The 14,768-nt window shown below is 61.1% G+C and carries 11 protein-coding genes; 6 read left to right on the forward strand and 5 right to left on the reverse strand.

The window, feature by feature from the left end:
- Positions 1 to 157 precede the first annotated feature (157 nt).
- The 3 genes from QSJ36_RS09940 to QSJ36_RS09950 all read left to right on the forward strand — a co-directional run bounded on the left by QSJ36_RS09940 (position 158) and on the right by QSJ36_RS09950 (position 5,520).
- On the forward strand, positions 158 to 2,263 hold the full coding sequence (locus QSJ36_RS09940) for an alpha-L-fucosidase (RefSeq protein ID WP_285468600.1): 2,106 nt from the start codon (positions 158 to 160) through the stop codon (positions 2,261 to 2,263).
- A gap of 77 nt (positions 2,264 to 2,340) precedes the next feature.
- Positions 2,341 to 3,396, forward strand: coding sequence for an HD domain-containing protein (locus QSJ36_RS09945; RefSeq protein WP_285468601.1), 1,056 nt, complete (start codon positions 2,341 to 2,343; stop codon positions 3,394 to 3,396).
- A 12-nt stretch (positions 3,397 to 3,408) separates the two neighbouring features.
- Entirely contained in the window at positions 3,409 to 5,520 is a 2,112-nt protein-coding gene (locus QSJ36_RS09950; RefSeq protein ID WP_285468603.1) for a ComEC/Rec2 family competence protein, read from the forward strand.
- On the opposite strand, the gene miaB is transcribed toward QSJ36_RS09950, so the two are convergent.
- The 4 genes from miaB to QSJ36_RS09970 form a co-directional block, all read right to left on the reverse strand.
- Complete coding sequence (gene miaB / locus QSJ36_RS09955; protein ID WP_345783939.1) at positions 5,483 to 6,859, reverse strand: tRNA (N6-isopentenyl adenosine(37)-C2)-methylthiotransferase MiaB; 1,377 nt, start codon at positions 6,857 to 6,859, stop codon at positions 5,483 to 5,485. The two genes, QSJ36_RS09950 and miaB, sit on opposite strands and share 38 nt — an antisense overlap.
- A gap of 8 nt (positions 6,860 to 6,867) precedes the next feature.
- On the reverse strand, positions 6,868 to 8,091 hold the full coding sequence (locus tag QSJ36_RS09960; RefSeq protein WP_253232185.1) for a class I SAM-dependent RNA methyltransferase: 1,224 nt from the start codon (positions 8,089 to 8,091) through the stop codon (positions 6,868 to 6,870).
- A 20-nt stretch (positions 8,092 to 8,111) separates the two neighbouring features.
- The gene (locus QSJ36_RS09965) at positions 8,112 to 8,435 is read right to left on the reverse strand and encodes a hypothetical protein (RefSeq protein ID WP_285468606.1); all 324 of its coding nucleotides are present in this window, start codon (positions 8,433 to 8,435) and stop codon (positions 8,112 to 8,114) included.
- Between the two features lie 113 nt (positions 8,436 to 8,548).
- Complete coding sequence (locus tag QSJ36_RS09970) at positions 8,549 to 9,478, reverse strand: DUF3750 domain-containing protein (RefSeq protein ID WP_285468608.1); 930 nt, start codon at positions 9,476 to 9,478, stop codon at positions 8,549 to 8,551.
- A gap of 91 nt (positions 9,479 to 9,569) precedes the next feature.
- Here QSJ36_RS09970 and QSJ36_RS09975 point away from each other — a divergent pair, with 91 nt between their 5' ends.
- Positions 9,570 to 10,121: a thioredoxin family protein gene (locus QSJ36_RS09975; RefSeq protein WP_102722200.1), complete on the forward strand. Its 552-nt coding sequence runs from the start codon at positions 9,570 to 9,572 to the stop codon at positions 10,119 to 10,121.
- Positions 10,122 to 10,204: 83 nt separating this feature from the next.
- Here QSJ36_RS09975 and QSJ36_RS09980 read toward each other — a convergent pair whose 3' ends face one another.
- Positions 10,205 to 11,626 carry a hypothetical protein gene (locus QSJ36_RS09980; RefSeq protein WP_285468610.1) on the reverse strand — a complete coding sequence of 474 codons (1,422 nt, stop codon included), beginning with the start codon at positions 11,624 to 11,626 and terminating at the stop codon, positions 10,205 to 10,207.
- A gap of 202 nt (positions 11,627 to 11,828) precedes the next feature.
- On the opposite strand from QSJ36_RS09980, the gene QSJ36_RS09985 reads away from it, so the two are divergent.
- Together QSJ36_RS09985 and QSJ36_RS09990 are read left to right on the forward strand one after the other, a co-directional pair.
- The gene (locus QSJ36_RS09985; RefSeq protein ID WP_180971002.1) at positions 11,829 to 12,101 is read left to right on the forward strand and encodes an HU family DNA-binding protein; all 273 of its coding nucleotides are present in this window, start codon (positions 11,829 to 11,831) and stop codon (positions 12,099 to 12,101) included.
- Positions 12,102 to 12,231: 130 nt separating this feature from the next.
- Positions 12,232 to 14,367: an alpha-galactosidase gene (locus QSJ36_RS09990; protein ID WP_285468611.1), complete on the forward strand. Its 2,136-nt coding sequence runs from the start codon at positions 12,232 to 12,234 to the stop codon at positions 14,365 to 14,367.
- Positions 14,368 to 14,768: the final 401 nt, after the last annotated feature.

Raw genomic sequence — 14,768 nt, forward strand, 5'->3', positions numbered from 1 at the left:
AAAGGAAAAAAGCGCAGGCGCCCCGTTTCTCCCGCGATTGCGGGAAACAGGTCATCTTCGGCGGGCGGTACGGTTTCAACTCGTAGAGTCGTCTGAAAGAACAGGATGCCCGGAGCGTATATAGTTCCGAACGTTAGTTATGCATTTGATGAGAAGATTGAATCAGTTAGCCCCGGCCCTTCTGGGAACCTGCATGCTGGCCGCCGGGTTGGCGGAAGCGGAAGTGAAGAATGGAGTTCCCCCGTTGAAGCCTGTTCCTTCTCCGGCTCAACTGGCATGGCACGACATGGAGATGTATGCCTTCATCCATTTCACCATCAATACCTTTACCGGGAAGGAATGGGGTTATGGCGACGAAAAGCCGGAGCTGTTCAATCCTTCCGATTTCAATGCGGATGAAATCGTAAAGACGCTGGCGGACGCCGGGTTCAAGGGAGTGGTGCTGACCTGCAAGCACCATGACGGTTTCTGCCTGTGGCCCACGAAGACCACCCGGCACAGCGTGGCGGCCTCCCCGTGGAAGCAGGGGAAGGGCGATGTGGTGAAGGAGGTTTCCCGCGCGTGCAAAAAGTACGGCGTCAGGTTCGGCATTTATCTGTCTCCGTGGGACCGCAACGCTTCCTCCTACGGAACGCCAGAATATATCAAAATGTACCGTGAGCAGTTGAAGGAATTGTCCACGGGATACGGCCCCGTTTTCCTGGCGTGGTTTGACGGAGCGAACGGAGGGGACGGCTATTACGGTGGAGCGCGGGAGAAGCGCTCCATTGACCGGAGCACGTATTACGACTGGAAGAAGACGTGGAGGGAACTGAAGAAACAGCAGCCCGGAGCGGTGATATTTTCCGACGTGGGGCCGGGCGCCCGCTGGGTGGGGAACGAAAGCGGTTATGCGGGCTATCCCTGCTGGGCCACGTACACCCCCGTTCCGCTACAAGCCGGGACGGAACCCGCGCCCGGCACCGTGCGCTACCAGTTGGGCACGGAAGGCACCGTGGACGGCAAGTACTGGATTCCCGCGGAAGTGGATGTTTCCATCCGTCCCGGCTGGTTCTGGCATGAGCATGAGAATTCCCGCGTCCGGACACCGGAGAATCTGCTGAAGCTGTACTTTGACAGCGTGGGCAGAGGGGCCAACCTGAATCTGAACGTGCCGCCGGACCGCCGCGGCCGCATTCATGAAGAGGATAAAAAGTCCCTGGCGGGTTTCCGTGCGCTGCTGAATGAACTGTATTCCCGCAACTTCGCTTCCGGGGCACGGGCGGATTCCTCCTCCTCGTGGAAGGGGCACGGCCCGGAACAGGTTCTGGACCGGAAGCGGGCGACGTACTGGGCGGCCGCTCCGGAAGATAAAAATCCCTGCCTGGCGTTGAAATTGCCGGAACCTGCGGCGTTTGACGTCATCCGGCTGGCGGAACCCGTCCAACTGGGGCAGAGGGTGAGCAAGTTCCGCGTGGAGGTGCGTGAAAACGGCCGTTGGAGCAAATGGACGGAAGGTTCCAGCATAGGAGCCAGGGTTCTTTTGAAGGGCAGGCCCGTGACGGCGGGTGAAGTGCGCGTGGTGCTGGAAGAGTCCCGGGCCGTTCCGGCCTTGTGCGAGGTTTCCCTGTGGAAGTACCCTGTTATCCTGAATGCTCCGGCAGTGAATTACGACCGCGATGGCCGGGTGACCCTGGCATCCCCGGAGGGCGTGGTGACCAGGTACACCACGGACGGAACGGACCCCGGCCCGCAGTCCGCCGTGTACAGGGAGCCTTTCCTTCTCCCTGCCGGGGGGACGGTGAAGGCGGTGGGCGAATACCGCGGCAGAAGGTCTTCCGTAACCGCGCAGATCATCCCCGTCCCCACGCGGCACTGGAAGGTGGCGGCCGGGGAAAGAAGCGCCGCCGCTCCGGAGCTGGCCATAGACGGCGACCCCTCCACCCTCTGGCATACGCATGCCGCCCAGGGGGAAATAGCTCCTCCGCAGGCGCTGGAAATCGACATGGGGCGTCCGGTCAACGTTGCCGCCGTCATCTACACGCCCCGCAAGGATTCCGCAAAGGGGACGGTTGACCGCTACGCCGTCTACCTGAGTGCGGACGGGAACGATTGGGGAGCTCCCGCCGCGGAGGGAGAGTTTTCCAATATCCGCGCCAATCCCGTTCCGCAGCGGATTGACCTGGAGACGCCCGTGAAAGCCCGTTACCTGCGTTTTGTAGGCAAGCGGGCAGTGGAAGGCAGCCATGTTGCCGTTGCCGAGTTGGGAGTATTGGAAAAATAAGCGGTTTCCTTTTTTTATCATCGTAGTCCTCCGGCGTTTTCTTGACGGATGGAGGGAAGCGAGGCAAGATGGCCCGCATGGAACAAGTCAGTCTCATGGAGTTGGGCAAGCTGGCCGCGGAGGGCCAGGTGGAAGCGGAAGTTTTTGCCCAGATCGCCCAGTGCGCGCAGAAGATGACCAAGAGCAACAAGCCGTATCTGGACGTGTCTTTTGCCGATGCGGAAGGGACGATGGGACTGAAGGTGTGGGAGGACAAGCCCTGGTTCCGCACGCTGGCAGCCCTGCCTCTCCGCAGTTTCGTGAGCCTGCGCGGCCAGTGGACCAAGGGGGGCTTCGGCATGGAAGCGGCCGATCTGGAAGTGCGGCTGCTGGACGAACAGGAGAAGGAAAGCTTCCTGGCCGGGTCCGGAACCTTGAAGAAGAAGCAGGAGGCGGACCTGAAGGAGATTTGCGTGCTCATCAAGGGCATGAATGATCCGCGCATTCGCGCCCTGTGCATTGAATTCATCGAACAGTTCGGGGAACGCCTCCAGCGCGCCGCCGCCGCCCGCACTTACCATCACGCCCGCCGCGGCGGACTGGTGGAGCATGTGGCGGGAATGATGCGCACGGCCTCTGCCGTCTGCCAGGCGAATCCGGAGCTGAATCGCGATCTCCTGCTGGCCGGATGCCTGTTTCACGACTGCGGGAAGCTGTGGGAAAACTGCTACCCGAAGGAGGATTTCACGATGCCCTATTCGGAAGCCGGGGAACTGCTGGGCCACATTCCGCTGGGCATTGAACTGGTCAACAATCTGTGGAAGCGCATCATGGCCCTTCCGGAAGCGGAATCCTGGAAGACGCTGGACCCCGCCTCCCCGGACGTGCGCATGCACCTGCTGCACCTGATCGCCTCCCACCACGGGGAACTGGCCTTCGGCTCCCCCGTGTTCCCCAAGACCCCGGAGGCGGTGGCCCTGCATTACATTGACAATCTGGACGCCAAGCTGGAGATGTTCCGCGGCGCCTATGAGACGAGCGAGGCGCTGGCTCCCAAGGTGCTCCAGCGCAAGGCCCCCCTGCCTGCCAACGTCGTTCTTCCGCTGCCTTCCGTTCTTCCCCTGGAACGGGACGGAGCGGACGCCATGCAGTAAGTTTTTCCCCGGATGGAACAGGAGCGCCACCTGCGGCGACCGTGGCTGGAACGGACCATGGCCGCGGCTCCCCTGCTGGCTCCCGCTCTCGCCATGCTGTGCGCATGCGCGGCGGTGGACGTTTCCCCCTGGTTCTGGGGCCTCTGCCTCTGCTGGGCGCTATTGCCCTGCCTGTTCCGGGCTCCTTCCATGAGCCTGCTGGCCATTGCCCTGGCGGTGTGGGCGGCCATGCATCTGCTGGCGTATGACCGGGAATACGGGAATGTTCCCGTAGAGGCGGGAAGGACTGTCGCCATGGAGGGTTCCGTTAACGCCGTTTCCGGAAAGTCCGTGCTGTTCCGCCCGGACGGTTCCCGGTGGCTGTACGCAGTTTCCTCCCGTGGCGGGGAATGCCCCCTGGCAGTAGGGGAACGGTACCGGATTGAGGGAGAGACATATCCGCTCCGGGCCCCGTGCGGCCCCGGCATCTTTGACCGGGAGCGGTGGGGATACCTGCACGGCGTTATTGCCGGGGTTCGGCTGGATGACGCCTGCCGGGTGGGGCTTGGCGACTGGCGCAGCCGCCTCCGGGCGTTTTCCCTGCGGCTCCGGGAGGAGGCCGCAGGCCTGCTGAGGAAAGGCGCGCCGCCGAATGACGAGGCCCGGCAGGTGATGGTTTCCGCCGTGCTGGGGGACAAGACGGACGCGAGGCCGGAAACGATGGCGAAGTTTCTGGAAAGCGGCTGCATGCACGTGTTCGCCGTCAGCGGCATGCATGTGGGGGTGGAAGCCATGCTGGTTCTGGGAATGCTGAGGCTGTTGTACGTGCGCCCCCGTGCGGCGCGGCTGGCCTGCATTCCGTTGCTGGCGGTGTACGTGTTTGTGACCGGGATGTCCGCCTCCGCCCTGCGGGCCTTCATCATGGCGGCGGTCTGGCTGCTGGCGTCCGTGCTGCGCCGGAAGGGGCATCCGGCCAATATTCTGGCGCTGGCTTTCATCCTCCTTTGCCTGATGGACCCGCTCCAGGTTTTCCAGCCGGGGTTCCAGCTCTCCTTCTGCGTCTTCGCCGTGATTGTCTGCCTGGCAGGATGGAGCATCCGGGAAAGGCCCCTGTGGGCTCCGGACCCGTTCATTCCTTCCCGGATTTACAATGCGCGGGAAAAAGGCCTTGTACGCCTGGAAAAAGCGTTCCGCGGCGCGCTGCTCATTTCCGTGGGGGCGTGGCTGATGTCCATTCCCCTGACGGCATGGCACTTCGGCACCTGGAACCTGTACGCTCCCCTGACCAATTTGTGCTTGAGCGTGCTCGTTTTTCCGCTCATGGGCGTCTCCCTGTTCGGGCTGGTGTTCGCGTGGTGCCCGTGGATTTTATGCGTCTGCAATACGGCGGCTTCCTGGATGGCCTCCGTCATGCTGGCGGTAGCCGGGGGAGTGGCTTCCCTGCCGTGCAGCTATCTTTCTTCCGCACCTCCTGCCGGGGAAAATGAAGCGGTCATCGTTCCGTTGCAGAAGGACGCTTGGTCCGCGGTCATCTCCAATCCCGCGCTGGTCGTGGCCGCAGGAACGGAAAATGCGGTCCGGTACACCCTTCTTCCCGTATTGAAGGCGCGTGGTATCCGGCCTTGCGGCGTGCTGGCTTCCGGGAACGGCAGGGCGGAGCGCGCCGGAGTGGAAGCGCTGGCGAAGGAATATCCCGGAATCCGGAACTGGGGCGCAGCGGATGCGGAATGTCCCGTTCGGCAATGGAGGTTCCGCCCTGGAAATGAACTTGTTCTGGAAGATTTTCCCGTACCGTTGTCCACGGGAATCCATCAGGACCGGAACCGGGTGCTGGCGTGGAAATGCCGCGGGCGGTTCGTCCTGATGATAGGGAATGCCGGGTTTTCCTCCCTGGCGCGGGCGGCAATAGCGCCGCGGGCGGATGTGCTGGTCATCGGGCACCATCCGCGCGATCCGGTGGACAGCGCCGCGTGGATCAGGGCCACGGGCGCCCGCGCGGTCATTTTCACCACGGAGCATGAATGCCCCGTGCCGGAGGGAACGGCCGTGTACCGTCTCCCGGAAACCGGAGCCATCTATTTGCGGGTGGAAGAGGAAGGCGTTCAAATCATCCCCTGGAAGGGCATGGGACGCCGTACAGGGTAAACCCCGTGCTTTCTTCAATGCGGATGGGCAGAAGCTCTCCCGTCAGGTCCGGGGCGGCATCCACCATCACGGGCTTGTTCTGGGAGGTGCGTCCGGAGAGGCGCGCTTCATTCGTTTTGGACGGCCCTTCCAGAAGGACTTCCTGAACGGTGCCGACCAGTTCCCGGTTTTTCCGGATGGCTATTTCATTGACCACGGCCAGCAGGTCCTGGTTGCGCGCTTCCTTCACTTCCTCCGGAATTTGTTCTTCCATGGCGGCGGCGGGAGTGCCGCGGCGCGGGGAGTAGCGGAAAATGAAGGCGTTGTCAAACTGGACCCGTTCCACGGCCTGCCGGGTCAGCAGGTAGTCTTCCTCCGTTTCTCCGGGGAAGCCTACGATGATGTCCGTGGTGATGGACAAATCCGGGCGAGCCTGCTTCATCCGGGCGCAAAGGTCCAGGTAGGTTTCATTCCTGTACGGCCTGCGCATCATTTTCAGGATGCGGTCACTGCCGCTCTGCATCGGGAAATGGATGTGGCTGCACAGCTTGGGCAGGTAGGTGAATGCCTGCACCAGATCCTGCCGGAAGCCGATGGGATGGGGGGAAACGAAGCGGATGCGCCGGAGGCCTTCCACCTCATGCACGGCTTCCAGCAATTGGACGAAGCCGCCCTTGCCGTCCGCCGTTTCCATCTGCCTGCCGTACCGGTTGACGATCTGGCCCAGCAGGGTGACTTCCTTCACGCCGGCGTCCACCAGCATCTTCACCTCGTCCACCACGTCCCGGACGGGGCGGCTGCGTTCCTTGCCGCGGGTGTAGGGGACGATGCAGTAGGCGCACTTCATTTCACACCCCTGCATGATGGAGACATACGCCGTGGAGCGCGCGCCGGGATTCAGGTGGTCCCGGATGCGGTTCTGGGAATCCTCCTCATCCGCCACGTCGCACACGTGAGTGCCTGAAAAAGCGGTCTGCAATTCATCCATGCGGCGTTCCTGGCGCGCGCGCAGAATGCCGTCCACATGCTCAAACACGCGGTGGTACTTCTGGGTGCCTATCACCAGGTCCAGGCGCGGCAGTTCCTTGAATAATTCATCCTTCCTGCTCTGGGCCATGCAGCCCATCATGCCGTACACCACGTGCGGACGGTGCCGCTGCTGCTTGGACAGAAGGCCCATCTTCCCCAGCGCCTTCTGTTCCGCCTGCTCCCGGATGGAACAGGAATTGAACAGGATCACGTCCGCCTCATCCTCGCGGTCCGTCATGGTATAGCCTTTCTGCACGAACATGCGGGCCACCTGCTCGGAGTCCCGCTCGTTCATCTGGCAGCCGTAGGTTTTGATGTAAAGCTTGGGCATGGAGAAGATCAGATGTTCTTTTTCAGGGTGACCACGCATTCCAGGTGCTTGGTCTGGGGAAACAGGTCAAAGGGCTGGACGGAGGTGACGGCGTACCCGGCCTTGTCAAACTCCGCCAGGTCCCTTATCTGCGTAGCGGGATTGCAGGAAACGTACACCACTTTTCCGGGGCTGAAGGCGAACAACTGGGTCAGGAACTCCATGCTGCATCCCTTGCGGGGAGGGTCGATTACCACGGCGGTTTTTTCCGCGGGGAAATCCACCTGGGCGAAAATGGCTCCGGCGTCCGCCGCCAGGAATTCCGCATGTTCAATCCCGTTGCTGCGGGCATTGCTGCGCGCCCAGTCCGCGGAAGTCTCGCTGACCTCCACGCCCAGCACCTTCCTGAACTTATTCGCCAGGCTTAAGGCAAACAGGCCGGAACCGCAATAGGCGTCCACCAGGAACTCCTCCCCGTCCATGCTCGCCTGTTGGGCCACGTAGTCCGTAAAAAGCGGAAGAATGAAAGGATTGTTCTGGAAAAAATCTCCCGCCAAAAAATGAAATTCCAGACCGCCCACGCGCTCGCAGGCCACGGCGTTGTTATTGGTAATGACGGTCCCTTCCGAGGCGCGGAGCAGAATGGTAGCTCCCCGCTTGAACCGGGCCGCGGCCTGGTAAACGCTCTTGCGGGCCAGGGGCAGGGCCTCGTTGATGCACTCCATGGCAATCGGGCATTGCGGCACATCCACCACTTCCCTTCTGGAGCCTGCCTTCAGGAAGCCGATGGCCGGCCGGCTGGCTTCCCTGGGCTTGTCAAAATGGGGCGTAATCTTGGAGCGGTAATGGTATTGGCGGGGGGAGGCAATGGCCGGATTGACGGGCAGTTCCAGCCCTGCCTGCAACCGGAGCAGGTCCGCCACCTGCCGGGTTTTCCAGAGAAGCTGGCGGTCGTAGGAAAAATGCTGGTACTGGCATCCGCCGCAGGTGCCGAACAGGCGGCAGCCGGGCTCCACGCGGTCCGGGCTGGGGTGAAGCACTTCCACCAGGTCCGCGGAGGAATAATTCTTGTCGTTGCGCCAGACGCGGGCCTTCACGCGGTCTCCCGGCAGGGCGAAGGGGACGAAAACCACCCAGCCGTCCACACGGCCGATGCCGTCGCCCGCATTGGAAAGGGCGTCAATGTCCAGTTCAAGCTCCTGATGGTAGGAAAAAGGTTCCGGGTGGAAGCCCTTGGGAATGGTAGCAGTCATGGTGAAGGAAAAGAAAAGGGTTACGGGGTGGAGGGGGTGATCAGCTTGCCGTCCAGATCATACAGCAGGGTTTCCGGCAGCCGGGGGGTGCGCAGCCCGGGGCGGAAGTCGCCAGGCAATACGGCTGGCCCCGGCACAGACTCCTCGTTCTCATCCTCCGGAAGAATGGCCGGTTTCACCGGGGCCGGGGCCCAGGGGGCGGGGCGGTCCGCCGCGGTGGTTTGTTCCGGCTGAACGGCTGGGGCGGGAGCGGGTTCCTGAGGCGCCGTTTCCTTGTTGGAGGAGCAGGAAGCGGTCCAGGCCAGCCCGGCAATCAGACAGGAGCGGATCAGGAGCTTTTTCATGGCGCGGATTCTTACAGCTTCATCCGCGCTTGGCAATCGAATTTCCGCTTTATTCCCCTTCTTCCCGTGTACGGGGAACGGAATAAGGGAAAAAGGCTTCCGTACCATGCGGCTCAAATGCGCTCGCTCGTTTTTGTCCGCGGATGGCGGAAGTGGGGGATGCGGTGCGCCTGCCTCCGCTTCCTGCGCATGTGGCGGAGCATGCGGAAGAAGATGAACCCTCCGGCGGAAAGAAGCAGCGTGACGCTCCACCAGTCCCAGCCCACAGGAGCGTCCGGCAGCCCTATGCGCCCGATCATCGGAAGTTTAAGGGCGGGGCGCAACAGGTCAAAGCCTGCGTTCAGGCCCAGCAGGCTGACTTCCGCTCCTTCCGCCAGCCCCAGGCTGAACCCGGCGAGACCCCATAAATTGATGCGGATGCCCGTGCCGCTTTCCGTCCGTCCGGCAATGCCGCCGGGCAGATAATCCTTCCCCACCGCATGAGGCGGAAGCTCCACCGTCAGATCCGGCACTTCCCTCATCAGCGCGGCGGTGAACGTGTTGCTGTTGGGACCGGGAATGATCCAGTAGGTATCGGCATAGGGGTAATCCTGCGCCGTGCGGCTGATGACGGGAATGGCCTTTTCCGCCGCTGCTCCGCGCAATTCCTGAATCAATTCCGGCTCCGCGCCGAACCATTTGCGGTCCGGAATGTCCCGCGCGATGGAAACGCTGGTTCCCCGGGAGGGAAGCTGGTAGCCCATGACCTGGTACACGGTGTAAAAGCCGGCATTCTTCTCCTTCACGGCTATCCAGGTGTGCACGGCGAAATACCTGCGCCAGCCGAAGGCGCGTGCCGAATAAACCTGGACGACGGCTTCCGGTTCTTCAGCGGGTAGAGGGGCCAGGCTGCTGCTGCTGCGGTCCGCAGTTTTCCAGTCTTCCGCAGGGTGAAAATAAACCAGGGCTGCGCCCAGGAGCAGGAACGCCACGAACAGCCAGAAAACAAAGCGCCATTTATTCCGTGAGGGGTGCCTGCGGTTATAGGGGTTGGAATGGCGCATGGCGAATGTATATACCTTGAACGGCAAATGATGGCAATGGCGGAATCTTGAAGTTTGACTTCTGCGCAGGGAGACTTATGGTTACTGTAATATGATCAAGTTTGCCGTTTCCGTGCTTTGCGCCGCCGCCGTGGCAGGCATGCTGGCTCCCGCTTCCGCCCTGGCGCAGCAGGCTCCCGTTCCAGCCGTGAATGAATCGGGCAGTCCCGCCTTTGACAAGCTGCGCAATGAGGCCATCGCCAAGAAGGTTCCCCTGGTCATCTACCTGACGGGGTCTTCCTGGTGCGTGTATTGCAACATTTTTACGGACAAGCATATCAAGGAGCGTGCTTTTAAGAGGGCCTCCGGCAAAAAATTCATCTTCTGGATGGTGGATACCAGGCAGGCTCCGGGAAGGACACCGGGTTCCTTTACCTTCCAGTTCGTTCCGGAGGAAGCGGGCAAAGTAGTAGGATGCATAGGCTCCAAGGCCCCCTATGTCGTTTTCGGGCCTCCCGCCGTCATCATCCTGGACCCCGTTTCCGGAAAAATGATTAAGAAAATGGTAAGCCAGGGGGATATGGACAAGGAAGGCAAGTCCCTGCCCGCGGTTATCGAGGAATGCTGGAAAAACTTCCAGAAGGAAGGTCAAAAGACCGCCTGAGCATTCGGACCCCTCCCATGAAGAAAGGAGCGAATCCGGAATGTTCATTTCCCGGGCGTTTTTCCGCAACTGTTTTCTTTACGTCAAAAACGGTAAATGAAGCGTAGCCATGGGCGCGGCGTGCCGGAATAATAGGGATGCCACCGGTGTCCGGGGTGGTGCATGGTGCGGCCCCATTCATCCTGGTGGCGTGCCTGCGGCGCATAGGTGAGCTGCCGCCATTCCCGGCAGGGAAAGGAGGAAGGCTCCGCGCATGAGGCAGAAGGCGTCAGAAATTCCTGGAGGGCGCTGGAAGAACAGCAGTAATAGGGAACATTGAACCGGGGCGCCAATCCGAGCGCCAGCAGAAGCCATATCCATATCCGGAGACGGGGATGCCGCGCCCAGGTGGAGGCCAGAAAGGCGAGCAGACAGGCCATCGCCGGAACGCTCCCCTTGCAGAGCAGGTCGTTGACGTCTCCGTTGACGTAAAAGAAGGGCAGCAGCAGTCCGGTTGCCAGCGTACAGATAAAGAGGGAATTCCGCCGGAAATCCCGCCAGCAGAACAGGGCGTACAGCAGGAAGGAAGTCCCTGCCAGCAGAAAATCCCCCGGCCGCGTATAAAAAGGCCGCCAGCCCATATGGGAGGACGGCGCGTTTACCGCCGCATAATAAAGAAGGAAGCACGCCCCCAGCATGACGGCTGCCGGAAAGGAGGGATGAAGCAGGCTGCGCCGGGGGGAGCGGCTGCCTTTCCATTGCCGGAGCCACTGGCAGACCGCCAGGGGCAGCCCCCCTAGGGCCGCGAGGGGAGAATAAAAGGCCGTGGCCGCGAACAAAAGGGGCATCCAGTGCGGGGGCATGCGTCCCGAAGCCAGGAAGATGAAAAAAAGCATGACAGGGATGGAGGCGTTTGCGCTGCACATGACCTGTTCCGCCGTGCCGAAGTAATGCAGGCGGAACAGATCCAGCCCCAGCCAGCATTGGAAATTCAGAAGGGAGCCGAACATCACCATCAGCAGGGCGAGCAGCAGGGAACGGCGGCCGGAGAAAACGCAGAGCCACAGCCAGGCAAGAAACAGGCCCCATGCACCCCACAGCACGACAAATGCCCGGGCAACTCCCAGCCCAGCCACTTTGCCTGCCAGGGCCGGAACCAGCCAGAACCCTGTGTTGTAGATCAAGACGTCTCCATCCGGAAAAACGACGGGCCACGGGCTGGCGACCAATTCACGAAGGCAGGCGTTCCTGACGATGTGGTCCGGGTGCTGATTGACCCATTCCCCCCATCCGGACAGGACCATCAGGGCGATGAATGCGCCCAGGACAAGAAACGAGGACCGGTTGAACAGGGGAAAAGAGGGGAGGGATTCCCTTTCCGGTAGTTCCTTGCGCCTTCCGGGAGCCAGTCCCGCGGCCATCAGGGCCGCGAGGGGGATAGAGACATACCAGTGCATCCACCAGGCCATGAACACCAGGACGGGCAGCAGAAGCCAGGCGCAGGTATTCCATTTCAACGCGGTCACGTTGAAAGCTCGTTCCGGGAATGGAGCACCGGCGGCGGGGGAAGACATCTTCCCTGAACCTTAATGGGTCCGCCGGAGGGGGGCAAGGATGAAACTTGCAGCCCGGAACGGAAGGGCATCCCCGTATGGGGCTGGTGGCAGGAATGCCTGCGTTCCTTCTCCGCTTTACCGGGAGAACGGGGCATATCATGCTGGGCGGCCTATGAATAAAACACAATTCGTCAGGGAACTTCAGCGGGAGCTGGGAGACGGCGTTACCCCCAGGCAGGCGGAACGTGCGCTGAACGCGGTGCTGGACACGATTGCCCGGTCGGTCCTGAGGCGCTCACTGGTCAAATTCCGCGGCTTTGGTTCGTTCAGCATCAAGCGGCGGCGTGCCCGCGTGGTACGCCATCCGGAAAACGGCAGCAAACTGTTTGTGCATGAATCAAGCACCATGAAATTCCGGCCTTCCTCCCGTTTGTGGAAAAAGTAGGAGAAACGCCCGGGCTCTCCTGCCATTTTGCCATTGACTTCCCTGTCCGGGGCAGGGATTAATGGACAAGGCAGGGGCGGCCGTGCGCCTGCCCGGAAAAAATGACCTACCCTTTCCCCATTTGCCGACCATGACTCCGGATTCCGTTCATTTGCTGACCCGTTCCTCCCAGATGACCCTGTTCAGGGATGAACAGGGCCGCGTGCGCCGCGCCTATTACGGACCGCGGCTGCGTGAACCGGAGGATGCCCTGGAAAGCGCCGCGGATGCGCCTCTTCTGTATTCCGCCCTGGCGGACTCCGTGACGGGGCTTTCCAATGCGTCGGATGAATACTGCATTTGCGCGACCCAGGCGGACGGAACTCTTTCCCTGCGCCTGGAATGCCAGGGATGGGAAGTGCTGGAACTGGATGACGACCGGGAAGAAGCCGTCTTTTACGGGAAGGACCCTTCCTACCCGGTGCGGGTGGAAATTCACGTGCGCTCCCACCGGGAATCGGACGCCTTCCTTCAATGGGCGGTAATACGGAACGAGGGGAGGGAAGGCATCCGCCTGCACCGCGCTGCGTCCGCGCAACTGAATTTGCGAGCGGAACGTTACTTTGTCACCAGCTTCCGCGGCACATGGGGCGGGGAATCCCTGATGAGCGAGGAGGAAGTGGCGCGGGGGCATGAACTTGCCCTGGTTTCCGGAACCGGTACCCGCGCCGCCCAGGAGGGAAGCCCCGGCTTCGTCATCTCCCTGGACGGTCCGGCGCGGGAGGACGCGGGGGAAGTGGTTCTGGGGGCGCTGGCGTGGCCCGGCAACTACCGGATATGGTTCCGCCACAGCCCGTATCACTACCTCTTTGCGGGGGCGGGGCTGGACGTGGCCCCCGCTCCCTATCTGCTGGACGGCGGCGGAGTATTTGAAACGCCTCCCTTCATTCTGGCGCACAGTGGAAACGGCAAGGGGGAAGCCTCCCGGCGCATCCACCGCTGGGCGCGCCGCTACGGCCTGCGCGGCGGCGGAACGGAGCGGCTGACTTTGCTGAACTCATGGGAAGGAGTGTACTTTACCTTCACGGAAAAAGTGCTGCACGGCATGATGAAACGTGCGGCGGACTTGGGAATAGAGCTTTTCGTGCTGGATGACGGCTGGTTTGGCGGCCAATTCCCGCGCAATGACGCCCGGGCCGGTCTGGGGGACTGGCAGGTAAACCGTGCTAAACTGCCCCATGGGCTGGAAGGCCTGATCCGCCAGGCGGAAAAGCTGGGGATGCGCTTCGGCATCTGGGTGGAGCCGGAAATGGTGAACCCCTGCTCGGAACTTTATCAGAAGCATCCGGAATGGGTCATCGGCCTTCCGCACCGGGAAAACAGGCTGGAACGCAGCCAGTACCTGCTGGACTTGAGCAATCCGGACGTGCGCGCATACATTCTTGAAACCATGCGGAAACTGCTGGGAGAACATCCGGGCATTTCCTACGTCAAGTGGGACTGCAACCGCAAGATTTCCGATCCCGGCTCCCCCTGGCTGGACGCCTGCCATCAGGGGAACCTGTCCATCGACTACGTGCGCGGCTATGAAAGCATTCTGGATACACTGGCGGCGGAATTTCCGGCCGTGACGTTTCAGGCATGCTCCTCCGGCGGAGGCCGCGCCGACTACGGGACCATGCGGAGGCATCATGAATTCTGGACGTCCGACAATACGGACGCCTGTGAACGCGTGTTCATGCAGTGGGGCATAGGCCATTTGTTCCCGGCCATCACCATGGCCGCCCATGTGACGGCCTCCCCCAATCATCAGACAGGGCGCGTCACGCCGCTCAAATTCCGGTTTGACGTGGCCATGTCGGGCCGTCTGGGATTCGAGCTTCAGCCCCGTGACATGACGAAGGAGGAAGTGGAATTTTCCAAACGGGCGCTGGCGGAATACAAGCGCATCCGCCCCGTGGTCCAGTTCGGGGATCTGTACCGCCTGTCCTCCCCGTATGAAAGCCGGGTGGCCGCCCTGATGTACGTTCATGAGAAACGGGCCGTCGTCTTCGCCTGGCTGATGGACAAATGGCTGGCGGATTCCCCGCCGCCCCTGCGCCTGAAAGGCTTGAATCCTGCCGCCAGATACCTGGTCAGGGAGATCAACCTGGATGAAAACGGCCCCCTGGCCAACGTCCATGAACGGGTGCTTGGTGGTGATTACCTGATGGACTTCGGAATCCGCATCAACTGGAAAAATGCCTTCCAGTCCGTTTGCATGGAGGTGACAGAAATGGTCAGATAAGTTCCGTCTTTATTAGGGGGGCTATGGCATGATGAAAAGCTGAATTACTGAAAAATGGATGAGAAAAAGGTAAAAAGAAGAAAGTCGCTCTTATTGAGCTCCGCTTGCGGAAGGGAGTTCGCCTATAAGTGACGGAAAGTTCCTGGCAGGATTTATATGTTCCTTCTCTCGGCGACGACTTGAATGATGACCACATAGAGTCTAAAGCCCGTCTCTCTAATGATGGTGCTCAGGGTAGAAGAGAGGTTTCATGACCTCGACCCATGCTGCTCACTATCAGCAAGCTGATAAATGTCACGCTCTATTGGTAGCATTCTTTCTAGAAAAATAAGCCAAGTATCTATACGGTCACACGCCGCCTGTTTGACAGACGGCGTGCGTATTCCAACACCGGGTTGTTA

This window comes from Akkermansia sp. NBRC 115031, from assembly GCF_030268505.1.
GTDB lineage: Bacteria > Verrucomicrobiota > Verrucomicrobiia > Verrucomicrobiales > Akkermansiaceae > Akkermansia > Akkermansia massiliensis.